Genomic DNA, 24,611 nt, shown 5'->3' with positions numbered 1-24,611 from the left:
AAAAGAAAAGGAATTTTGATCATGAGTTTACAAGCAAAAGCCTCTCAGAACGCCGCGGCGAGCGAACAGGCAGCGAGCACGCCTTCAGGTTGTAAAGCCTGCCAGCGACAGGGGGTAGCGATTTACCCTCTTCGTGTGGCTGCGGTGCCTAAATCACTGGTCAGTACCGGCTGGCACCCTGCTGTGCCCACTCAGGAAACGGAATTAACAGGCGGCGAGTTTAAATACGCGCTGCGTACGCTTCGGGAAGGCTACGTCTATGTTCTGCTGGATAACACCGTATGGCTGGGTTATCAGGTGACGGCGGAAGGTGCCCTGCGTCAGTTCAATGCCGATGAAATGCCGGAAGAGGAGAAGGTCGAGTCGCTAAGTCCTGCATGCCTGACGCAAAACCACGAGATCCTGGCAAGTTTCATCAATATCGACCCGAAATACAAAAAAGCGGCCGTGGCATTCAGCAGTGATCCATGGAGTAAAACCGTGCTGGAGGAATACCAGAGCGGGAAGCGCCCCGTTAGCCGTTTTACGCAGCTGACCCTGGCCGGCGGAGTGGTCACAGCACAGGACGCGAACCGCAGCCTGACACTGGATCCCTCGCTATCTGCTTTTAAAAGTCACGTGCTGGAATTTGCCACCGAGTCATTCCCCAGTATCACGGGTAAAGAAGGCGCACCGAATGGGGCACACGGCTTCTCACCATGCATGGCCCCCGAAAAGCAAACGGCATTGGGAAACCGCATTGCTCAGCTTTCGCAAAAGTACAACGCCCCGGTTACCGCCTTGGTGCTTGATGATCAGGTGGGCGTCGTTCAGGAACTCAACGGTGCGCGGATGGATTGCGTGCAGGCGCTGGCCCTATTCACAGCAAAAACCGATAATATTCACCAGAAGATGATTTCTGATGCCATCCTGCAGATTAAGACATCAACGACTGAACAGATTGCAAATGACCCGTCCATAAAGGCGTTTACGACTCCCGGCTATAACGGCTCGTACACAGCCTCCCGCGAAACCCAGGTTGCTATAAAGGTCCGTAAAGCCCTGAGCCGCATGGAAGACTATTACAGTGAAACTCAGCGTGCGGAGTTTGAACGTACTTATCAATCCACCATTGATGGCTACAACCGCAAAATTGTTGCTATCTGGCAAGACCTGAACGCCGCTTACCGCGCTTCCCTGTGGCTGGCTTTGCTCAAAAACGATTACGCTCCGCAGACCAGCGCCGTCAGTTGGGTGGCACAGCTGAGAACCATCACCCGCTGTCTGCAGGGCAGTGTCGCCGGGTTTGATATGGCAAACACCGGCAAGGACAGCAATAAACCCGTGTGGGCAGAATGGCTGGAAGATGCCAAAAGTCCACCGTATTTAGCGCTGTTACGCAGCAACCCCGGAGTGTCCGATTTGCCATCGCAAGTCTTCGGCGGCAGCCTGACCTACGCCAACCTGAAGGCTGTACTCAACAGCCAGGAAATCAGTAAATTTATAAACAGCAAAGCCTATCAGCAAATGATCGCCAGCCTGATCACCTCCATAACCGGGGCATGTAGCAAACTGAATAATGTTCTTTCTGCGCAGGCGAAAAGCGGAATGGTGCGCGTGCTTGAGGCCGTGGCCTTCGCATCAAATGGCGGGCCGGTGACTACCGTATTTTCCGGTGTGCTCACCGTACGGGAATATCAGGATGTCATGCGCAGGCAGCTCGACGCCCACGGGAAACCGGCCTGGAATATCAAAGCCGAAGAGAACGGGCGGGTCATCCGCTCTTCCCGTATCGGCCATTGGTCAGAAATTACCGACCCGGCCATCCTTAAGCGTAAAATTTTGGTCAGATTAACGGCACCGTTAAATAACTCAGGTTCCCTGACCGGCACATCCGGCGTGTCACCGGACATTATTGACCGTTCACTGAAAACTGGCGAAATTCCGCTGAGTGAAATGGATATGCGCAAAGTCGCCCGCCAGCCAGTGACGGTATCGACAGACCTGCAAAGTGGTTCGCTGGGGGTCATACTGGCCGGGATTATGCTCTATGCCACCTACCGCTCCCTTGATGACCTGAAAACCGCCATGCCCGGTGATAAGCAGAGTGAAATGTCTCTGGCATCGAAATCACTGATTATCATGGCCTCGGCGGTTGAAATTGTCGGGCAGAGCGCGGCTGTCGTTGGGGTATTCAAGAATGGCGATTTGCTGATAAAAGGCGCTGGCGTGATTGGTGGCATCGCGGCGATCGTCGATGGTATTGCGCTGGGGGTGAAGGCCTATGATTTACTGCAAGTCGAAGACACCACTGCGGCTATGTTCTACGGAGGAGCGGCTGGCGCAACACTGGCTTCTGGAATTATGGGGGCTTGGTTTGGTGCCGCCGGTAATTTTGCCTTATTTGGGCCAGTTGGCTGGTGTATAGCTCTGGGGATTTTGGCCGTTACATTGGTCGCCGTCGGTGATCTTTTTGTCCGTTCGCCGTTGGAGCGCTGGCTATCACAAACCTGTTTTGGTGACGATCATAAATCGGACACTAAAAAACCTATGTGGCACAAGGAGAGCCTTGCCGATATGCAGGAGGCGATGACGCAGTTGCATATCATCGCCAGCGGTATGTCGGCACAACTGAGTGGAGACTGGGCCACCGAGTTGATGAGCAATACCCGTCTGCTGGGTAACCGCATGGTGGCGGCACGGGTGACGCTGGCGGATTGTAACCCGGCGGGTTCCGACTGGCTGGTCGAGCTGACCGCCACCGGCGGCGGCAGTCGCTTATTGCTGGCACGCAGCGCCTCGCCTGCGAAACTGGCCGGGCTCACGCCACCGACACCGCAGATATACCAAAAGATGCCAATCCCGCCTGGTTCTGCGATGGAGAGGATGGGGACAATACCCTCCATTACCGACATAAAAGCGGCCAGTTCTCTGGCTGCAACCTGGGGCGTGACAACAAGTAACACTCCGCACGGGCTGCAGCTTGACGGCGAGTTTCCGCTCAATACTGCACACTATACCTGCGCTGAACTGACGGTCACCTACTGGCCGGACAAAAACCAGCAGGATGACAGTCTGCAACTCACCACCCAACTGAACAGCTAACCCCAAAGGATTGCACTAATATGCTACTTACCTCATTTAATGAATCGGAACCAAAGCTCAACCCTCCAATTTCCTGCTGGCGGGAAGATATGCCGGAGAACCATGAGCCGCAGTTGGTGCCGCCACAACTGCACTGGCTTACTACACTTAACGATACCTTTCTGGAAATCCCTAGATATAGCACTGAAGTTTCCTGGGTAGGGGTGCTTGCGTGGGCGATTTTAGTGTTCATTATCAGTATAGGTACTGGGATATCTGGTTTTGTCATACAAGCGGGGCACGAGGGTTACGGGATGATAGTTATAGGATTAGGCTGGGCATTTATTTTTTTTGCCATGATGTCTTTTGGACTAAAAATGTATTTTGTCCAACCCCGCGATCAACCTCTCCGGCTGAACCGCAAAAGACAAAAAATCTATATCTACGAGTATAAACGTAGATTCTTCCCGTGGCTCAAATGGCCGGTCACCATCCGCTCCTATAACTGGGCCGACGTGCATGGGGAAATTTGCTACCCCGGCGCACGGTTAGACATGGGGCATCAGCTATTTGGCTCAGTATGTGAACCGGGAACCCACAACGTTATTGCCCGCTTTCTTATTGCTAAGGATTCCAGGGAGCGCAGCTCGCGGGAACAGTTGTGTCAAATATGGAGTTATCTCTGTGTGTATATGCAACACGATAAGGTTGTTGCAGAGCCCGACAGCCCCGGCCGCCCGGACGACTGGCGACCGCGCAAAGCCGACCAGTGGCCTGCGGAGATGGAACGGGAATCAACCACTGCACCTGACACGCAGAAGTAAGACTCTGACAAGGATTGCACAACCATGCCTCTGTTTACATTTAATGAATCGGAACCAAAGCTCAACCCTCCAATCTCCTGCTGGCGCGAAGATATGCCGGAGAACCATGAGCCGCAGTTGGTGCCACCACAACTGCACTGGCTCACTACACTAAACGACACCTTTCTGGAAATACCTCGGTATAGCACGGAGGTTTCCTGGGGGGGAATACTTGCGAGTGCAATTTTAATGTTCACTCTTGGTATTGGCATCGGGGCTTTTGGTTTTATCATACAAGGGGGGTACGATGATTATGTGATGACTGCTATAGGATTAGGCTGGGCATTTATATTCTTTGCCATGACGCTTTCTGGATTGAAAATGTATTTTGTCCAGCCCCGCGATCAACCTCTCCGTCTGAACCGCAAAAGACAAAAAATCTATATCTACGAGTATAAACGTAGGTTCTTCCCGTGGCTGAAATGGCCGGTCACCATCCGATCATACAACTGGGCAGATGTGCATGGGGAAATTTGCTACCCCGGCGCACGGTTAGACATGGGGCATCAGCTATTTGGCTCAGTCTGTGAACCGGGAACCCACAACGTTATTGCCCGCTTTATTATCGCTAAGGATTCCAGGGAACGCAGCTCGCGTGAACAGTTGTGCCAAATATGGAGTTATCTCTGTGTGTATATGCAACACGATAAGGTTGTTGCAGATCCCGACAGCCCTGGCCGCCCGGACGACTGGCGGCCGCGCAAAGCTGACCAGTGGCCTGCGGAGATGGAACGGGAATCAACCACTGCGCCTGACACGCAGAAGTAAGACTCTGACAAGGATTGCACAACCATGCCTCTGTTTACATTTAATGAATCGGAACCAAAGCTCAACCCTCCAATCTCCTGCTGGCGCGAAGATATGCCGGAGAACCATGAGCCGCAGTTGGTCCCTCCCCAACTACACTGGCTCACTACGCTGAACGACACTTTTCTGGAAATACCCCGTTACAGCACTGAGGTAGCCTGGGGAGGGATGATTATGTCTGGTATTTTATCTACCATAATGGCTATTGGTGTTGGTTGGTTTGGTTTTATTTTGCAGGATGGAGTGACTGATTATTGGATGTTGATACCACAATTGCTTGGAGCATTTATTTTATTCGGTATTTCTCTTTTTTGTCTGAAAATGTATTTTGTTCAGCCCCGCGATCAACCTCTCCGCCTGAACCGGAAACGACAAAAAATCTATATCTTCGACTACAACCGTTCACGCTTTCCCTGGCTCAAATGGCCGGTCACTATCCGATCATACAACTGGGCAGATGTGCATGGTGAAATTTGCTACCCCGGTGCGCGGTTAGACATGGGGCATCAGCTATTTGGCTCAGTCTGTGAACCGGGAACCCACAACGTTATAGCCCGCTTTCTTATCGCTAAGGATTCCAGGGAACGCAGCTCGCGTGAACAGTTGTGCCAGATCTGGAGTTATCTCTGTGTGTATATGCAACACGATAAGGTTGTTGCAGATCCCGACAGCCCCGGCCGCCCGGACGACTGGCGACCGCGCAAAGCCGACCAGTGGCCTGCGGAGATGGAACGGGAATCGACCACTGCGCCTGACACGCAGAAGTAAGACTCTGACAAGGATTGCACAACCATGCCTCTGTTTACATTTAATGAATCGGAGCCAAAGCTCAACCCTCCAATCTCCTGCTGGCGGGAAGATATGCCGGAGAACCACGAACCGCAGTTGGTGCCACCACAACTACGTTGGCTTACTACACTCAACGATACTTTTCTGGAAATACCTCGGTATAGCACGGAAGTGGTATGGGGGGGGATGCTTGTATGCGGAATTTTCATTTCTATTTTTGCTGCTGTCTTTGGGATTTTTGGTTTTGTTCTACAGGTAGGGCACGATGACTATGTGATGATTTTTTTAGGATTAACAGGTGCATGTGCGTTTTCTCCACTGGCGCTTTTTTGCCTGAAAATGTATTTTGTCCAACCCCGTGACCAGCCCCTCCGTTTGAATCGCAAAAGACAAAAAATCTATATCTACGAATACAAACATACGTTCTTCCCGTGGCTCAAATGGCCAACCACCATTCGGTCATACAACTGGGCAGATGTGCACGGGGAAATTGGCTATTCCAATGTGCGAGTAGATTCGGGATATCGGCTTTTTGGTTCCGTCTGCGAGCCCGGTACCAACAAAGTCGTGACCCGCTTTCTTATCGCCAAAGAGCGCAGCTCGCGGGAACAGTTGTGTCAAATATGGAGTTATCTCTGTGTGTATATGCAACACGATAAGGTCACCGCAGAGCCTGCAAACCCGGGTCGCCCGGACGACTGGCGACCGCGCAAAGCCGACCAGTGGCCTGCGGAGATGGAACGGGAATCGACCACTGCGCCTGACACGCAGAAGTAAGACTCTGACAAGGATTGCACAACCATGCCTCTGTTTACATTTAATGAATCGGAGCCAAAGCTCAACCCTCCAATCTCCTGCTGGCGGGAAGATATGCCGGAGAACCACGAACCGCAGTTGGTCCCTCCCCAACTACACTGGCTCACCACACTCAACGATACCTTTCTGGAAATCCCCCGTTACAGCACGGAAGTTTCCTGGGGGGGAATGCTTGCGAGTGCAATTTTAATGTTCACTCTTGGTATTGGCGTCGGGGCTTTCGGTTTTATCATACAACATGGGTACGATGATTATGTGATGACTGCTATAGGATTAGGGGGGGCATTTTTATTCTTTGCCATGGCGCTTTCTGGACTAAAAATGTATTTTGCCCAGCCCCGCGATCAGCCCCTCCGCATTAACCGGAAACGACAAAAAATCTATATTTACGAGTTCAAACGTAAGTTTTTCTTTTGGCTGAAATGGCCGGTCACCATCCGATCATACAACTGGGCAGATGTGCATGGGGAAATTCGCTATTCCAGTGCCCGTTATGACTCAGGTTACCAGCTTTTTGGTTCCGTCTGCGAGCCCGGTACCAACAAAGTCGTGACCCGCTTTCTTATCGCCAAAGAGCGGAGCTCGCGGGAACAGTTGTGTCAAATATGGAGTTATCTCTGTGTGTATATGCAGCACGATAAGGTCACCGCAGAGCCTGCAAACCCGGGTCGCCCGGACGACTGGCGACCGCGCAAAGCCGACCAGTGGCCTGCGGAGATGGAACGGGAATCGACCACTGCGCCTGACACGCAGAAGTAAGACTCTGACAAGGAAGTACATATGCCCCTGTTTTCATTTGAAGAACCCGAACCAAAGCTCAACCCTCCAATCTCCTGCTGGCGGGAAGATATGCCGGAGAACCATGAGCCGCAGTTGGTCCCTCCCCAACTACACTGGCTCACTACGCTGAACGACACTTTTCTGGAAATACCCCGTTACAGCACTGAGGTAGCCTGGGGTTTGCTGCTTCTGCCCGGGATCTTAGGCCCGATTTTAGCAGCTGGTTTTGGGGGGTTGGGTTTCTTCATGCAAAAAGGTATTGATGGTTATTGGATGATAGTTTCACAATTACCTTGCATATTCGCCTTGTTAAGTCTGACATTTTTTTTTCTGAAAATGTATTTTGTCCAGCCCCGCGACCAGCCCTTCCGTTTGAATCGCAAAAGACAAAAAATCTATATCTACGAATACAAACATACGTTCTTCCCGTGGCTGAAATGGCCGGTCACCATCCGATCATACAACTGGGCAGATGTGCATGGTGAAATTTGCTACCCCGGCGTGCGGTTAGACATGGGGCATCAGCTATTTGGCTCAGTCTGTGAACCGGGAACTCACAACGTTATTGCCCGCTTTCTTATCGCTAAGGATTCCAGAGAGCGCAGCTCACGGGAACAGTTATGTCAGATCTGGAGTTATCTGTGTGTGTATATGCAGCACGACCAGGTTGTTGCAGATCCCGACAGCCCTGGCCGCCCGGATGACTGGCGACCGCGCAAAGCCGACCAGTGGCCTGCGGAGATGGAACGGGAATCAACCACTGCGCCTGACACGCAGAAGTAAGACTCTGACAAGGATTGCACGACCATGCCTCTGTTTACATTTAATGAATCGGAACCAAAGCTCAACCCTCCAATCTCCTGCTGGCGCGAAGATATGCCGGAGAACCACGAACCGCAGTTGGTGCCGCCACAACTGCACTGGCTTACTACCCTCAACGACACTTTTCTGGAAATACCTCGGTACAGCACGGAAGTTGCCTGGGGAGGGGTACTTCTGAGTGGGATTTTATTATGTATCCTAGCTATTGGATTTGGAATCTCTGGTTTATTCATGCAGAAAGGTATTGAAGGCTATTGGATGATATCGATAGGACTGGGATGGGCATTGGTTATGGTTAGTCTGGCATTTTTTTCCTTCAAAGTTTATTTTGTCCAGCCCCGCGATCAACCCCTCCGCCTGAACCGGAAACGACAAAAAATCTATATTTATGAATTCAAACGTACATTTCTTCCCTGGCTCAAATGGCCGGTCACCATCCGATCTTACAACTGGGCGGATGTGCATGGGGAAATTTGCTACCCCGGCGCGCGGTTAGACATGGGGCATCAGCTATTTGGCTCAGTCTGTGAACCGGGAACCCACAACGTTATTGCCCGCTTTCTTATCGCTAAGGATTCCAGGGAACGCAGCTCGCGTGAACAGTTGTGCCAGATCTGGAGTTATCTCTGTGTGTATATGCAACACGATAAGGTTGTTGCAGAGCCCGACAGCCCCGGCCGCCCGGACGACTGGCGACCGCGCAAAGCCGACCAGTGGCCTGCGGAGATGGAACGGGAATCGACCACTGCGCCTGACACGCAGAAGTAAGACTCTGACAAGGATTGCACAACCATGCCTCTGTTTACATTTAATGAATCGGAGCCAAAGCTCAACCCTCCAATCTCCTGCTGGCGGGAAGATATGCCGGAGAACCACGAACCGCAGTTGGTGCCACCACAACTACGTTGGCTTACTACACTCAACGATACTTTTCTGGAAATACCTCGGTATAGCACGGAAGTGGTATGGGGGGGGATGCTTGTATGCGGAATTTTCATTTCTATTTTTGCTGCTGTCTTTGGGATTTTTGGTTTTGTTCTACAGGTAGGGCACGATGACTATGTGATGATTTTTTTAGGATTAACAGGTGCATGTGCGTTTTCTCCACTGGCGCTTTTTTGCCTGAAAATGTATTTTGTCCAACCCCGTGACCAGCCCCTCCGTTTGAATCGCAAAAGACAAAAAATCTATATCTACGAATACAAACATACGTTCTTCCCGTGGCTCAAATGGCCAACCACCATTCGGTCATACAACTGGGCAGATGTGCACGGGGAAATTGGCTATTCCAATGTGCGAGTAGATTCGGGATATCGGCTTTTTGGTTCCGTCTGCGAGCCCGGTACCAACAAAGTCGTGACCCGCTTTCTTATCGCCAAAGAGCGCAGCTCGCGGGAACAGTTGTGTCAAATATGGAGTTATCTCTGTGTGTATATGCAACACGATAATGTTGTTGCAGAGCCCGACAGCCCCGGCCGCCCGGATGACTGGCGCCCGCGCAAAGCCGACCAGTGGCCGGATGAATGGGAGAGTGAATCGACAACTGCCCCTTAAACCGGTTTGCATCGGCAACTGGATTTGCTTCTCTTAGATTTTTTCTGTTCAAACCGACACATTGAACTGTGCCGCGTTATTATAAATCAACAGTGTTTTTATTTATCTAAAAGGAATTTAACATGAAAAAAATAAGCTTAATGCTTTGGATTGGTTTGTTTATTAATATATTAATTACATGCATTGCATGGTTTAATTTATCTGCAACAGCGGGCGGCTACGATTATGACCATTCACACCAGGTGTGGGCTATTGTATTCCCATTATTTATTGCTGCATTGGTCATGCAAATTGCAAGTATTGGTTTGTTATTTTTGACACCAAAAGTGGGGCGGATTATCGCAGGCATTGGCGCATTTTTCATGCTCCCCATTGGCATGGTGTTTTTCATGGGATACATGTCAAGTTACGAAAAAAAAACCAACCAGGGCATGACTGTATTTTCCGCTTCAGAAGAAGAGAGAAATATAAACACTGAGGGGGGGACAGGTTTAATTACACCTGCAGAAGGAAATACGGAAGAAATTACAGAGGCGAATGAAGATGTGAAATTACTCTTCAAAACAACTCCGTTTTTTATTAATGGCGTAATTTTTATTGTACTCGGAGGGGCGATAATGGCCATGGGTCTCGGGACCGGTGGGATTTTGGTAGGAGCGGGCGTGCTGGCTCTGGTTAATGGTTTCCGCCTGAAAAATCGGATTGTCATCGGTTTGTCAAAAGATGAGTTAATCATTACCCCTGGACTGTATTCCGAAACCTACCGTGTCCCATATAATAATGTCAAAGTCACGCATGTCGATAACCGTATTTATAAGTTACACATACAAACACCTGAAGTGGATAAAACCTGCACACTACGTAAGGGCTGGCTTGAGGGGGAGCGTGACTATGTTTCGACAGCCATGGGAAATATTTTATCTAAACTGACTGAACATAACGCCGCGTAAACAATAAGTCACGGTAACTTCTACATTATCTCTGAATAAACTCTGGGGTAAAAAAACGGTATAGCATAGGGAAATCCAGTCGCCTATAAAGCATTACCTGCCTCTGCCATTTAACTCCCCAGAGTTCTCTAATACAAGAAAAAAGATATGCCCGTAGATTTAAAAAATATTCCAAAAACCTGCATCAGACCCACTCCACCCCGGCTGTCTCGCTGGATGGTGGTGCTTGTTATTCTGGTTGGTTTGAGCATTTTTCTGTCTCGTCTGTTGACGGGAAAAAATAATATGTGGCTGTCTGTCGGTGTCCCCGGACTGGTTGTAGGAGCCTTGCTGCTTATTCTTTTTTTGATTTACCTGCTGAGACAGATTTTTGCCAACGCCTGGGACAAACAAAGAGAAAAAACCATTATTCAGGAAGTCCGTCGGGGACGCAGAGTGTTGCAAATACTGGCGGCAGAGTGTTGCACCGCACATTCATCAGCAGACGCCCCCTTTGCTTCAGTGGCCAGCAACCTCCTGCGCAATGAAAATGTGCTCTTCCCCCAGCGCTCCTGGCGGGGTGAAGAAAACATTCGCCTGAGCCAGCTAGCCAGAACTGCAGGCATGTCTGAGGAAAGTCATCTTGAGTTGTTATTTACCGTATTGGCAAAACAATTGGCGCTGCGCTTTGCGCTACTGCCTGAGAATAAACCTGTCAGGTTGATCTTCGAGTCCTCGTCCTCTTTGCCAGAAGAACAGACAGAGGCGATTTGGTGGCGCGCCTGGGAAAGCCGAGGGATCACCCAGCCCTGTTCCCGGATATCCGTTTCCGGCATGCAACCTATTGATCACTGGTTGGATCATAACATTCAGAGCGAGGATCTGTTGCTTGTCGTGTCATGCCAGTATGCCGCAGCGGACACACCTCTGTCGGCAGAGGCCGTGAGTGGGGTGTTGATGGGTAACCGTCTGACTCAGCACCTACTCCCCCCGATAGCTTTTCTCCACAGACCGGAACAGGTAGGGGAGTCATCTGATGCATTTGAATATGCGATTAGGCAAGCACTCGATTGGGTGCCTGTTACACCTGAAGTACCAGAGCATCTTTGGCTGAGCGGAATGACGGCAGAGACTGATGAGTATCTTGCTTTGATGAAGGCTATAAGCTCTTCATCATTAAGCTCTATTGAACCACAAACAAGAACTCACAACTTTAATGATTTCATGGGCAACCCCGGTAAAGGTGCGGCCTGGATTGCTGTTGCCGCTGCAGCTCAGGCAATACAACAACATCCGGCACATCACCTGCTGATATGCCACGAACAACAAAATGGAAAGGTATGGAACATGGTGGTATCCCCGGTAGCTTCAATTAAGGAGAGCGGAGTATGAGGCGGATCCTTTCGCTATTGAAAAAACCGGAACTGGTGTTCTGGTGTCTGGTGCTAATGGCCTCACTGGCGGGGGCGGTTGTTTTCTGGATAGTGTGCTTTCAGCCTGAATATTTGAAATTAGTCCCGCAGACACCTGGCTGGTATGCGTGGCTGAGTGGTTCTGCCGCTGTGTGTATTGCCTTTTTCCTGCTGGCCTTTTTTTTGTTCTGGGGAACCCGATCTGAGGCACGTAGAAGCTTCAAAAACGACCGTCAGCATGCAGGAGGTGACGATGCCCCTGCCCCGGTGAAAACCGAAAAAGCGGAAGATAAATCTCAGGGAGAAATTACTCAGCTGAAAAACCGCCTCCGCCGCCGCTACGGTCTGTTTTGGCGTTACAAAGTGCGCCTGCTGATGGTCGTCGGTGAGCCAGAACAAATCGCAGCGCTCGCCCCAACACTGGCGGCGCAAGGCTGGCTGGAAGGTCAGCGAACGGTGCTGTTCCATGGTGGCAGTCTGCATGAAGAAGCAGATGAAACCCGTCTGGCCCAATGGCGGAAACTTCGTCGCAGCCGCCCGCTCGATGGCATTGTCTGGGCGATGACAGAATCACAAAGCCAGAGCGCGCAGTGGATGGATGACGGCCTGCGGACGCTGGAAAAAACCGGTCAAGCGCTGCGTTATCAGCCGCCGGTGTATCTGTGGCAGGTTTGCGACAGTGCATGGCCGCAGGCTGAGCGTGCTGAACAGCCGGTGGGCACGGTTTTTGGCGTGAATGCATCCCCGGAATCGGTAGAATCGCAGCTGAAATCGCTGATCCCTCAGCTTCGCGAACAGGGGTTACAGCAGGTCTTTCTAAACCGTCAGCATGATTTCCTTCTGCGTCTGGCCAACACGCTGCAAGGATCCGCGGCATTGCGCTGGCGCAGGATCCTGACGCCGTGGTTCAGCGAATACAGTCAGCGCATTCCCCTGCGCGGGCTGATGTTCAGCCTGCCTGATGCCTCAACGCCGGCGACAGATGTGCATGAAAAAACCTGGGCGGCGCCAGCCAGCTGGCAGGGTGTACTGGAGGATTGCCGGTCTGCGCAGGGTCGCCGCGTCGGTCTGCCGTGGGAGCAAACGCTCTGCTACAGCGTGCTCGCGCTGATTGTTCTGTGGGGCGCGGGCAGCGTGTTGTCTTTTGCGATGAACCGTCATCAGATGATTTCTGCCGCTGATCAGGCTCAGGTTCTGGCGAAGCCCCAGCCGGTCTCTGATGAACAGCTGCTCGCCTTACAGGCATTGCGCAATGATATTGGCCGGATGCAGGTCCGCGTGGCAAAAGGATCGCCGTGGTATCAGCGTTTTAGTCTGGATCACAATGCCCAATTGCTGACTACCCTGATGCCCTGGTATGGCAACGCCAGCAACCGTCTGATTCGTGATGCAGCCGCGGCAAGTTTGCAGCAAAAACTTAACGAACTGGCCAGCCTGCCCGCCAATAGTCCAAAGCGTGCGGCGCTGGCAAAATCAGGTTATGACCAGCTGAAAGCCTATCTGATGATGGCGCGCCCTGAAAAAGCCGATGGCGCATTTTACGCCCAGGTGATGAAAACCACAGAACCGGCTCGTCCCGGCGTATCTACCGGTCTTTGGCAAAGTCTGGCACCGGATTTATGGCTGTTCTATGCGGTGAATTTACCCACGCAATCCTCATGGAAAATCACCGCCGATAAATCCCTGGTATCACAAGCACGTCAGGTGCTGCTGGGAGAAATCGGCCAGCGCAATGCCGAAAGTACGCTGTATGAAAATATGCTGCTCTCGGTGCGCCGCAATTACGCGGACATGACGCTCGTCGATATGACTGGCGGAACCGATGCGCAGCGTCTGTTTACCAGCGAAGACGTAGTGCCGGGCATGTTTACCCGCAAGGCGTGGGATGAACAGATCCAGCAGGCGATCGACAAAGCGGTGGAATCACGCCGCGAAGAAATTGACTGGGTGCTGAGTGATAACCGCCACTCGGTCGCCGATAACATTTCCCCCGAGGCGCTGAAAAAACGTCTTACTGAACGCTACTTCACCGATTTTGCCGGCAGTTGGCTGACCTTCCTCAACAGCCTGCGCTGGAACGAAGCGCACAATCTTTCAGACGTTATCGACCAGCTGACGCTGATGAGTGACGTGCGTCAGTCGCCGCTGATTGCCTTGATGAATACGCTGGCGTGGCAAGGGCAGACCGGGCAGAAAGATCAGGCGCTGACCGACTCTCTGGTGAAATCCGCCAAAGCGTTGATCAACAGCGACGCGCAACCGGCTATCGATCAGCAGGCCAGCGGACCGGTCGGCCCGCTGGATGAGACCTTCGGGCCGTTGCTGACGCTGATGGGCAAAGGCAACGCAAAAAACATGATGTCCACTGACAGCTCCCTCAGCCTGCAAACGTTGCTGACCCGCGTTACCCGCGTGCGTCTGAAACTCCAGCAGGTTGCGAACTCCTCAGACCCGCAGGAAATGACGCAGATACTGGCGCAAACCGTCTTTCAGGGGAAAAGCGTCGATCTGACCGACACGCAGGAATACGGCAGCCTGATTGCCGCCAGTCTGGGTGAGGAGTGGAGCGGGTTCGGTCAGAGCATGTTTGTCCAGCCGCTGACGCAGGCGTGGGAGACCGTGTTACAGCCGTCCTCCGCCAGCCTGAATGACCAGTGGAAAAACGCCATCGTGGCGAACTGGAAATCAGCCTTTGATGGGCGTTATCCCTTTGCGGTCAGTAAAAGTGATGCGTCGCTGCCGATGCTGGCAGAATTTATCCGCAAAGACAGCGGCCGAATTGACAGCTTCCTGACCCGTCAGCTGAGCGGCGTTCTGCATAAAGAAGGCACGCGGTGGGTGCCGGACAAAGTGAACAGTCAGGGGCTGACGTTTAACCCGGAGTTCCTGACGGCGATTAATCAGCTGAGCCAGATCTCTGACATTTTGTTCACCGACGGCAGTCAGGGTATGCGCTTCGAACTGCTGGCGCGCCCGGTGCCTGACGTGGTGGAAACCAGTCTGTCGATCGACGGACAAAAACTGCATTACTTCAACCAAATGGAAAGCTGGCAGAGTTTTCGCTGGCCAGGGGATACCTATAAACCGGGCACCATGCTGACGTGGACCTCGACCTCCGCCGGGGCGCGTTTGTACGGTGATTATCAGGGAACCTGGGGGCTTATCCGCTGGATGGAGCAGGCAAAACAGCAAAAGCTGGACGAAGGCCGCTATCAGCTGACCTTCACCACCCCGGACAAACAGCCGCTGCAATGGATATTGCGCACCGAGCTGGGCAAAGGTCCGCTCGGTCTGTTGCAGTTACGTAACTTCACGCTGCCCAAACAGATTTTCCTGATACAGGCCGCACCGGCGCAAACCGAGCAACCTTTTGATCCTGATGCGATCGCCGAGGAACAATAATGGCCACATTAACCACACTCCAAACCGCTTGCGGCGCAGAAAGTGAATCGCTGTTAAAGCAGGCGCATTTGCAGGCCGAACTCTGGGTCAACTGGCTGCAACCACTCTCGTCAGATAATCCCGCCGGAACCGACCCCGGCTACGACGATGATTTTCAGCAGATGCGCGAAGAGGTCAACAAACTCTCTGGCGCAGACACCACACTCACCTGCGAGCTGGCAGAAAAACTGCTGACCGGCCAGTGCAAGGACGTGCGCGTCGCCACCTATTACATCTGGGCGCGTCTGCATCGTGACGGTGAGGCCGGTCTGGCCGACGGCCTGTCCCTGCTGGCCGGGTTAATCACCCGTTTTGGCGAAAGCTTGCATCCCCTGCGTGCCGCCAGCCGCAAAACGGCGTTGGAATGGATTTCCGGATCCCGCGTACTGGACAGCCTGTCGTTGTATCCAGAAGTGGAAAAAACTGATTTTACCCGCATCGTCGGTGCGCTGACGCTCATCGAACACGCACTGAGCAGCTGGGACGAAGCCTCCCGTCCGCAGCTGGGCGCATTGTTTACCGCGCTGGAAAACCGGCTGGTACAATCCGGCGGTATGAACGCCGTCGTTCCGCAAAACAGCAGTTCGTCTTCCTCTGCGCCGGAGAGCAACAGCGCTCCATCCATACGCGCGGTACAGTCAGGACGCGATTTGATGGAACAGGCCAAAACGCTGGCGAAATACCTTCGCGATCAACCGCAGGGTTGGCTCTCCGGCCATCATCTCATCAAAAGCGTGCGCTGGGACACCGTACACGAACTGCCACCGCTGGATGCCAGTGGTCGCACCCGTTTGATGCCGCCGCGCCCTGAATATCGCGCCCAGCTGAAACGTCTTTACCTTCAACAAAGCTGGTTGGAATTGCTGGAGCAGGCGGGATCCATATTTAGTGAAGGGGTTAACCACTTCTGGCTGGATGTGCAGTGGTATTTGCATCAGGCACTCACAAAATCTGGCGCACCTTATGACGGCTGGGCCACATGCATCACGCAGGATCTCAATCTGCTACTGACCCGTCTGCCGGGGCTGGAAAGTTTAGCCTGGAGCGACGGCACGCCGTTCGCCGATGAAGTGACGCAAAGCTGGATTAACCAGCACGTGCTGGAATCTGACATCGGATGGGATAACGAAACTGCCGCTGCGGTCACTTGTGGCGAAGACGACATCCTTCAGCTCGAATCCGAAGCACTGACGCAGGCCGACAGCGACGGCGTCGAAACCTCCCTGCGCTGGTTGCAGTCACGTCCCGGCATCAGCACACCGCGACATCAGTGGCTGATCCGTTTGGTGATGGCTCGCGTTGCGGAACAATACGGTAAGAATGATATGGCTTTGCATTTGCTGAGCGATCTCGATAACGGTGGCACAGCGCTCACTTTGCAGCAGTGGGAGCCCGAATTAATTTTCGAAGTCAAAGCCCGCCGCCTGAAATTACTGCGCATGAAAACTCAGCGCGGCGACGGTGACAAGAACCGTTTACTGATCGAAATGGAACACCTGCTCAGCGGGCTGATAGCACTGGACCCTGCCCGCGCCGCGGTGTTGTGCGGTTAAAAAGGAGAACATCATGGCAAAAGGTTATTACCTCGTCATTGGCGACAAAACGACGTGTGGAGGAAAAATCCTCGGAGGTGACCCTGCTCACACCCTCATGGGGAAGGCAATTGCCCGGGAACAAGAACAGGTTACCTGCGGTAAAGTTCCGGGGATTTTCGTTATCGTCGGCCCCATACCGGCTAATTCGATTCACGGCCGAAAGTTTGCAGGCACCTTACACAGCCAAAGTAGTTGCCCATGTCAGGCGCGTTTCATTCCTTCGATAACAACGAAAACGTATGAGATTAGGACAGGCGAGACTCAGAATAAAGCAACACCAGTTCAGGCAAAACAGCCGGTATTGTCGTCCTATGTGACTGGGGAAAAAACTGAATCAGGCTATGTACCTGATTATCCTGCAACTGCGTTGATTAATACAGATACATTGCCTGATATGAAACTTAGAGGAATGCTACAAGCGAATAATCAAGACATAGCTCTGCTGACTCCAGAAGAATGTATCGAGGTACTAAGCTCATGGGGAACGTACAAGAGCGGATGGCTACAGATCACACAGCCCTTCCGGGGGAGTTTATAGTCAGCTACGGTACAAATATCAAAGATGTAGTCACTACTTCGATGATTATTTCTCAACTTGGCAATTTTGGCATTAAAGCAACGAACTTTACTAATGCTAAGGGTACAGAATTGATTAAAATAAGTGGCTACCCCGGGGTTAGAAAAGTTTTGAACGCGCCAGTTTTTGCTGCTAAAAACCCTAAAATTGTAGATTTAGGAATCGGGAAATTTGGAGTTACAAAATCAATTATAGAAGGAGCCAGAGTTACTTTTTATGTTGCTGCAGCTTATAGAATTCTTGACTACATTTTAAACGATGAAACTACACTTTCAACATTTATTGGTTCTATTGCAACGGACGTGATTAAAATCGGGATTGTTTCAATCATTTCTTTTACTGCAGGTGTTATTATCATAACTCCATTTATAGCGCTAAATTTAGCAATTGTGGTAGGTGTTGGTTTCTTAGCCGCCTGGGGGTTAAACAAGCTTGATGAAAAATTTGGGATAACCGACCAGCTAATTGAATACATTGAGCATTCTCAACAAGAGTTTGTTGAAAAAGCGCGAGATATGGAAAAAGGGTTTTGGGACTTGGGAGCTATGTTTGCCGATGAAATGCTTATAAGAGGTAAAATAGTCATTGAATCTGAAGTTAGAAATTACCTAAGAGATACTCTTAGTGGGATAAACCTTAGAGAATATTGAAATGAAAATAAGATCGATTTCCTCATTATTTATATTATTCAGCACATCTTTATTATCTCTGTACTTTTGGATTAGTGAAATAACAAATTATCTCGAATTTAGGCATGTAATAGCTTTCTCATGGATGTCTATTGGTTTAGTCTGTATTCCAATCATTTTCACCTTCCCAATTTGTTGGTTTTTTTTAGAATGTATTTATGAACGAAATACAGCCATTGAGAAGATGGAGAAATTAATGCCATATTTCAAATATTTGTGTGTATTTTCTTTTGTTTTAGTAATATTCATTTCATTAGGGTATATTTCTATTCTTGAACATAAAGGGTACATTTCATGTCAAGAATCCCCCTCAGGTTGGATGCCTGGGACTGCGAAAAAATATGCTATTAGTATTCAATTATGTGGAAAGTGAGCTAAAAAGAGAGCGTTAGATTTAATTTTTAATGTAATTAGAGGGTGATACACATAATACCGCGGGTTTATGACAAAATATAATATGAAGCAATGTTTTCTCTTTTTTGGATTTTTTAACTTTCTCTGGATTATCTTTCTCTATTTTTTTACTGGGTTATATTTGCTATCTTCATATCAAAAGTATAATTCCATTCTAATCAATGTGTCGTGATCCTACTTATCTTAGAAAAAGTAAGATAGCTAGTAAATGAATATGAATTAGCCCCTCTTGATTTTGGTCATCTTTATTTTACTGAGACCCACTATGGACGACTTAACCCTTCGATACTTCGACGCTGAAATGCGTTACCTGCGCGAGGCGGGCGAAGAAAGCGATCTCGATAACGGTGGCACAGCGCTCACTTTGCAGCAGTGGGAGCCCGAATTAATTTTCGAAGTCAAAGCCCGCCGCCTGAAATTACTGCGCATGAAAACTCAGCGCGGCGACGGTGACAAGAACCGTTTACTGATCGAAATGGAACACCTGCTCAGCGGGCTGATAGCACTGGACCCTGCCCGCGCCGCGGTGTTGTGCGGTTAAAAAGGAGAACATCATGGCAAAAGGTTATTACCTCGTCATTGGCGACAAAACGACGTGTGGAGGAAAAATCCTCGGAGGTGACCCTGCTCACACCCTCATGGGGAAGGCAATTGCCCGGGAACAAGAACAGGTTACCTGCGGTAAAGTTCCGGGGATTTTCGTTATCGTCGGCCCCATACCGGCTAATTCGATTCACGGCCGAAAGTTTGCAGGCACCTTACACAGCCAAAGTAGTTGCCCATGTCAGGCGCGTTTCATTCCTTCGATAACAACGAAAACGTATGAGATTAGGACAGGCGAGACTCAGAATAAAGCAACACCAGTTCAGACAAAACAGCCGGTATTGTCGTCCTATGTGACTGGGGAAAAAACTGAATCAGGCTATGTACCTGATTATCCTGCAACTGCGTTGATTAATACACATACGTTACCCGACGATCGTATCCGGGCAATGCTTGAAGCCCGAAATCAGGATGTGATGCTACTTACGCCTGAAGAAGGGTATGAGATACTGGCTAGTTGGAATGCCTTTAAAAAAGGATGGGTAGATATTACTCAATCTGGCCCAGGACAAATCATTGTGAACTATGGTCTGAATGGACGAGATGCAATAAATACATCAATTCTGATAGCGAAACTTGGTAGCTTTGGTATCAAAGCCACGACTTTTGCGAATGAGAAAGGTACTGAGCTTATCAAAATATCTGGTTATCCAGGTGTGCGGAAAATACTAAATGCACCGGTGTTTGCATTAAAAAACCCTAAGGTTGTAGACATTGGGATTGGAAAATATGGATTAGCAAAATCTGTAATAGACGGTGCAAGATTGACAATTTATGTTGCCGCCGCTTACCGAACCGCTGATTATATTTTAAATGACCAAACCAATTTAGCCACGTTTGTTGGCAGCCTTGCTACCGACGTGGTAAAAGTTGGTATTGTTTCAGCTGTGGTTTGGGGAGCCGGGGCAGTCATTTCAATGACACCTTTTGTCATAGGGCCTTTGGTTGTTGTCGTTGTTTTTGGTTTTGGAACAGCGTGGATACTCAATACGATGGATGAAAAATTTGGAATAACTGACAAAGTAGTTAAGTATATAGAAGCAGCTCAGCAAGAGTTCGTTTGGGAAGCAAGGAAGATAGAAAAAGGAGTTTGGGATTTGGGCGCTATGTACGCAGATAAAATGCTAAATAAAGGCGTAAAAGTTATAGAAGATCAAGTGGTTAAATACTTACGCTCATCCATTAACGAAGTTACACCACGGATGCATTAATCATGTATGACCTTAAACACAGATTTTTGGCATTTTTAGGATTTGTTTTTTTCTCTCTGTTATCATTAATGATATCATTCTTCGCTTTTGAATCTATGTTCAAATATTTTGATAATACCCCTGTCATTATTTTTTCTGCGTGGAGTTTTTTTGCGGCATTTTCACCATTAGTAACCATTCCTTTCTTATTGATGATTATTCCTGTCATTGCCCACGGGAAACAAATATCAACCGAACGCGGGAAGAAGTTAATGATATTTTCAATGACCTCGATAGTTGTAATATTAATTTCCACGATTTCGTTTTATTTCATTTATAAATATCATTTGAGTGTTCGAGGGTATATTCAATGTCAAGGCATTCCTCTGGGTTGGACCCCGGGCATGGCAACCCAATATGTACTTGATGAATCGCTATGCCATAATTAATGCCACTCCGTTCAGCTCACTCACCTTAATGAAAAGAAAAACATGGACGACTTAACCCTGCGTTATTTTGACGCCGAAATGCGTTACCTGCGCGAGGCGGGCGAAGAATTTGCTCGTGCGCACCCTGACCGTGCTGCCGGACTCAATCTGGATAAAGCCGGTGCCCGTGATCCCTATGTAGAACGCCTGTTTGAAGGTTTTGCCTTTTTGATGGGTCGCCTGAGGGAAAAACTCGACGACGATCTGCCGGAACTGACCGAAGGGCTGGTCAGCCTGTTGTGGCCGCACTATCTGCGCACCATCCCTTCCCTCTCCATTGTGGAATTCACCCCCGAATGGCAAGGAATGAAAGAGCGCATGGCGGTGAGCAAAGGCTTTGAAGTGCTTTCCCGGCCGATAGGAGAGCGTCGCACGCGATGCCGCTACACCACCACGCAGGATATTGATCTGCTGCCGCTTTCGCTTAGCCGCGCGGTGCTGGACACCGAGCCGGACGGCCGCTCGGTGATCCGTCTGCGTTTTCACTGCGGTGAGCTTGCCGACTGGAGCAAAATGTCCCTGAGCCATCTGCCGCTTTATTTTGATGCCGATGCGCCACTGGCCTGCGCCCTGCATGAAGCCTTAACGCTCAATACCGCCAAACTGTGGATCCGTTTGCCGGGGCAATCCGACCGTCAGCCGCTGGACGGCTGCTTTTCGCCACAGGGATTCAGTGAGAAAGACCAGCTGTGGCCAAAAGGCGACAGCGCGTTCAGTGGTTATCAGTTGCTGCTGGAATACTTCACCTTCCGTGAAAAATTCATGTTCGCCGCGCTGAAAGGGCTGGAAACCGTGGCCTTACCGGCAGAGCTGGCGTGGTTTGAAATTGACGTGGTACTGGAGAAACGCTGGGAGCATGATTTCTCGTTCTCAGAAAAGCATCTGCGTTTACATTGCGTCCCGGTCATTAACCTGTTCCCGCTGGAATCTGACCCGCTCTCGCTCTCCTCGTTGCAGACGGAATATCTGTTGCGCCCGATGCGCGTGCAGGATGGCTATACCGAGATCTACTCGGTGGACTCGGTGATCTCTTCCAAACATTCCGGGCATCAGGTGTATGTGCCGTTTACCAGCTTCCGCCACAAAGGGGGGATGCTGCGCCACGACGCGCCGGAGTATTACTACCATACGCGCGTCAAACGTGGCCCTTCCGGCCTGCACGATACGTGGCTGGTGCTGGGCGGTGAGGCGTTTGATAACCACACCGTACCGGAGAATGAAAACCTGTCCCTGAGCCTGACCGGTACCAACGGCCAGTTACCCCGCAAATCCCTGCAAAGCACGTTGCTGGATACCGCGGTGAAATCCACCGGGGCCAATGTGCGGGTGCGCAATCTGTCTGTGCCGACCATGCCCTGTTACCCGCCGAACCGTGACCGTTTTCACTGGCGGGTGCTGAGCCATCTGGGCAGCAGCTTCCTGTGGATGATGGATAACGCCGAAGTCCTGCGCGGCACGCTGGCGCTGTATGACTGGACGGAAAATGAAATGAACCGCCGCCGTCTGGATGCTATCGCCGAGGTGAAGCACAGCGAGATTGAGCGCTTTGAACGCGGTTATCTGCTGCGCGGCGTGCATATTGAAATCACCCTCGACAGCAACGGGTTTGCTGGCACAGGGGATATCTGCCTGTTCGGAGAGATGCTCAGCCGCTTCTTCGCACTGTACACCGATATTCATCTGTTTAACCGCCTGACCCTGATACTGCAACCGACAGGAGAACGTCTGGAATGGGAAGAGAATCACAAGCCGCGCATTCCCGGCTAAATGCCCGGCTTGAGCGCGACATCGGCAAGATCAACTTCTTCCGCTTTTGTCAGTTACTGGAACAACAACCGGGTAGTCTCCCGCTGGGGAGCACCGCCAATCCTGCCGACGACCCGGTGCGTTTTCGCCCACATCCGGGCATGGGATTCCCGGTCAGTGAACTGAAAGCCTTCGAAACAGATGAAGAACATCCCGATGCGCCGCCGACGGTGCGTACCACCTTTATGGGGCTGTACGGAGTGGATTCGCCGCTGCCGACGTCGTATATCGACGACATCACCCAGCAGCGCGAAGGGCATGAGGCCCTCGAAGGTTTTCTCGATATCTTCAACCACCGCATCATGACGCAGTTCTACCGCATCTGGCGAAAGTACTCGTATCCGGCCACCTTCGAAGCAGGCGGCAAAGATAACACTTCGCAAAGCCTGCTGGGGCTGATTGGCATGGGGATCCCCGGTTCGCAACAGCATTTTGCGACACCGACCTCACGTTTTTTGGCATTGCTCAGCGTGATGCGCCAGCCGGGAAGAACGGCGGAAGGCGTGCAGGCGCTGGTGCGTCTGTTAGCGCCGTTTACACAGGCGGATATCACGCCGCATTGCCTGCGCACCGTGCGCATCGCCGCGCCGATGACATTTGCTGAGGAAGGGGCTAACTGGCTGGACGGTTACACCGTGATGGGCGATGAGGCGACCGATGCCAACAGCCAGCTGCTGATTTCCCTGCACACCTCAGACCCTGACGAAGCCAGTGAATGGCTGCCGGACGGTCAGATTTATGCGGATTATCAGGTACTGCTGCGGGTGTATCTTGGCTGGCGCTATAAGGCCTGTATTCAGCTGACGGTGCCGACGCACCTGCTTCCTGCGCCCGTGCTGGGGGATTCACCGATACGGCTGGGGCTGACCGGTGTGCTGGGGCTGGGCGATGGCGCACCGTCAGAGGATATCCCCGAATACTTTACCGTGGAGCTGGGCCGCTACAGCGGAATGGCTCCTGATATGCATCAGGAAGGAAATGGTCGTGTTATTAAATACCTCTTTAAAAAGTAAACTCTGGTTGCCTGCGCTGGCTTTATTACTGAGCGGCTGCGGGCTGACCCAAACGGTGACAGACGGCACTGTCTCAGCCACAAAATCTTTTTTTTATAAGCAGATAAAAGTGCTGCATCTGGATTTCACCGCCCGTGAAGCTCTCAATACCGATGCCACCGAGGCGAACTCATCCTCACAGCCAGTCATGGTTCGCGTTTATCAGCTGCGGGATGATAAAAACTTCCAGAAAACGGTCTATCAGCAACTGGCAGGCGACGGCGAGGATGCTCTGAAAGACGATCTTCTCGCCAGTCACAACGTGGTCGTAAAGCCGGGCACAGCGGCATCGCTGGATATGCCGATGGAGAAGGAGGCCAAATTTGTGGCCGTCGTGGGGCTGTTCCGTAATCCGGATATGGCCAAAGGTCAGTGGCGTCTGGTGTTAAGCCGTGAAGATCTGGATCCGGATGAACCCCGCACTATCGAACTGGGTAATAACGCGCTGACCCTGCTTGCGGAGAAAAAATGATGCCCGGCTCCCGATCTCCCTCACTCTACGAAATGCTGCTCGGCAACTTTGCGGGCGGCCTCGAGCTTCATCAGGTCAGTGACGAGCATCAGGTAGTGCTTTCCGTGCTCGACAACATGCAGCGCATTCTCAACTGCCGCGCCGGAACGCTCAGCCATTTGCCGGATTATGGCCTGCCGGACATGAGTAAAATCTTACAGGGGATGCCCGGCACGGCGCATTCCCTGCTGACCACCCTCTCCGGCACGCTGCTCAAATACGAGCCGCGCCTGAAGCGGCTGACTGTTGTGCTACTCCCGCAATCCACGCCCGGTCATCTGGAATACGGCATCGACGCCGAACTGAAAGAGGTGGGACTGGTGCGCTTTGGCACCGCGTTTATGCCTGAAGGCCGTGTATTGATCCGCCATCTGAAACAACAGCACTTCATCTGATCAGCCCCCTGTGAA

General features: G+C 51.2%; 20 protein-coding genes and 2 pseudogenes. All 22 read left to right on the top strand.

From position 1 onward, the window contains the following. The first annotated feature begins 21 nt into the window (after window positions 1-21). The 22 genes and pseudogenes from GE278_22455 (at window position 22) to tssE (ending at window position 24,596) form a co-directional block, all read left to right on the top strand. Window positions 22-3,084, top strand: coding sequence for a hypothetical protein (locus GE278_22455; protein ID QLK63552.1), 3,063 nt, complete (start codon window positions 22-24; stop codon window positions 3,082-3,084). Window positions 3,085-3,104: 20 nt separating this feature from the next. Further along, complete coding sequence (locus GE278_22450; GenBank protein ID QLK63551.1) at window positions 3,105-3,887, top strand: hypothetical protein; 783 nt, start codon at window positions 3,105-3,107, stop codon at window positions 3,885-3,887. A gap of 24 nt (window positions 3,888-3,911) precedes the next feature. Continuing rightward, window positions 3,912-4,694: a hypothetical protein gene (locus GE278_22445; protein ID QLK63550.1), complete on the top strand. Its 783-nt coding sequence runs from the start codon at window positions 3,912-3,914 to the stop codon at window positions 4,692-4,694. Window positions 4,695-4,718: 24 nt separating this feature from the next. Beyond that, entirely contained in the window at window positions 4,719-5,501 is a 783-nt protein-coding gene (locus tag GE278_22440) for a hypothetical protein (protein ID QLK63549.1), read from the top strand. A 24-nt stretch (window positions 5,502-5,525) separates the two neighbouring features. Further along, window positions 5,526-6,299, top strand: a complete 774-nt coding sequence (locus GE278_22435; protein QLK63548.1) for a hypothetical protein — start codon at window positions 5,526-5,528, stop codon at window positions 6,297-6,299. Between the two features lie 24 nt (window positions 6,300-6,323). Beyond that, window positions 6,324-7,097, top strand: a complete 774-nt coding sequence (locus GE278_22430; protein QLK63547.1) for a hypothetical protein — start codon at window positions 6,324-6,326, stop codon at window positions 7,095-7,097. Between the two features lie 21 nt (window positions 7,098-7,118). Beyond that, window positions 7,119-7,901, top strand: coding sequence for a hypothetical protein (locus GE278_22425; protein ID QLK63546.1), 783 nt, complete (start codon window positions 7,119-7,121; stop codon window positions 7,899-7,901). A gap of 24 nt (window positions 7,902-7,925) precedes the next feature. After that, a complete protein-coding gene (locus GE278_22420) occupies window positions 7,926-8,708 on the top strand; it encodes a hypothetical protein (GenBank protein QLK63545.1) in 783 nt (260 codons plus the stop codon). Between the two features lie 24 nt (window positions 8,709-8,732). Beyond that, on the top strand, window positions 8,733-9,494 hold the full coding sequence (locus GE278_22415; protein ID QLK63544.1) for a hypothetical protein: 762 nt from the start codon (window positions 8,733-8,735) through the stop codon (window positions 9,492-9,494). A gap of 122 nt (window positions 9,495-9,616) precedes the next feature. Continuing rightward, the gene (locus GE278_22410; protein ID QLK63543.1) at window positions 9,617-10,444 is read left to right on the top strand and encodes a hypothetical protein; all 828 of its coding nucleotides are present in this window, start codon (window positions 9,617-9,619) and stop codon (window positions 10,442-10,444) included. A gap of 147 nt (window positions 10,445-10,591) precedes the next feature. After that, entirely contained in the window at window positions 10,592-11,815 is a 1,224-nt protein-coding gene (locus GE278_22405; protein QLK63542.1) for a hypothetical protein, read from the top strand. Beyond that, window positions 11,812-15,237: a type VI secretion protein VasK gene (locus GE278_22400; GenBank protein QLK63541.1), complete on the top strand. Its 3,426-nt coding sequence runs from the start codon at window positions 11,812-11,814 to the stop codon at window positions 15,235-15,237. Before GE278_22405 ends, GE278_22400 begins: the two co-directional genes overlap by 4 nt. Beyond that, a complete protein-coding gene (gene tssA, locus GE278_22395) occupies window positions 15,237-16,829 on the top strand; it encodes a type VI secretion system protein TssA (protein ID QLK63540.1) in 1,593 nt (530 codons plus the stop codon). The genes GE278_22400 and tssA overlap by 1 nt, the downstream gene beginning before the upstream one ends. A gap of 13 nt (window positions 16,830-16,842) precedes the next feature. Then, window positions 16,843-18,098, top strand: a pseudogene (locus GE278_22390) (PAAR domain-containing protein). A gap of 1 nt (window position 18,099) precedes the next feature. Continuing rightward, the gene (locus tag GE278_22385; GenBank protein QLK63539.1) at window positions 18,100-18,510 is read left to right on the top strand and encodes a DUF1240 domain-containing protein; all 411 of its coding nucleotides are present in this window, start codon (window positions 18,100-18,102) and stop codon (window positions 18,508-18,510) included. Window positions 18,511-18,888: 378 nt separating this feature from the next. Then, window positions 18,889-19,092: pseudogene (locus tag GE278_22380) on the top strand (type VI secretion system protein TssA). A gap of 13 nt (window positions 19,093-19,105) precedes the next feature. Next, entirely contained in the window at window positions 19,106-20,365 is a 1,260-nt protein-coding gene (locus tag GE278_22375; protein QLK63538.1) for a PAAR domain-containing protein, read from the top strand. Between the two features lie 2 nt (window positions 20,366-20,367). Continuing rightward, window positions 20,368-20,793, top strand: coding sequence for a DUF1240 domain-containing protein (locus GE278_22370; protein QLK63537.1), 426 nt, complete (start codon window positions 20,368-20,370; stop codon window positions 20,791-20,793). Window positions 20,794-20,835: 42 nt separating this feature from the next. Then, the gene (tssF, locus tag GE278_22365; protein ID QLK63536.1) at window positions 20,836-22,599 is read left to right on the top strand and encodes a type VI secretion system baseplate subunit TssF; all 1,764 of its coding nucleotides are present in this window, start codon (window positions 20,836-20,838) and stop codon (window positions 22,597-22,599) included. Continuing rightward, the gene (gene tssG / locus GE278_22360; protein ID QLK63535.1) at window positions 22,563-23,651 is read left to right on the top strand and encodes a type VI secretion system baseplate subunit TssG; all 1,089 of its coding nucleotides are present in this window, start codon (window positions 22,563-22,565) and stop codon (window positions 23,649-23,651) included. Before tssF ends, tssG begins: the two co-directional genes overlap by 37 nt. Then, entirely contained in the window at window positions 23,617-24,162 is a 546-nt protein-coding gene (tssJ, locus tag GE278_22355; GenBank protein ID QLK63534.1) for a type VI secretion system lipoprotein TssJ, read from the top strand. Before tssG ends, tssJ begins: the two co-directional genes overlap by 35 nt. Next, entirely contained in the window at window positions 24,162-24,596 is a 435-nt protein-coding gene (gene tssE / locus GE278_22350) for a type VI secretion system baseplate subunit TssE (protein ID QLK63739.1), read from the top strand. The genes tssJ and tssE overlap by 1 nt, the downstream gene beginning before the upstream one ends. Window positions 24,597-24,611: the final 15 nt, after the last annotated feature.

This window comes from Enterobacteriaceae bacterium Kacie_13 (genome assembly GCA_013457415.1).
GTDB lineage: Bacteria > Pseudomonadota > Gammaproteobacteria > Enterobacterales > Enterobacteriaceae > Rahnella.
The sequence above is the reverse complement of the archived record's forward strand: the minus strand, read 5'-3'. Positions and strand labels throughout refer to the sequence as shown.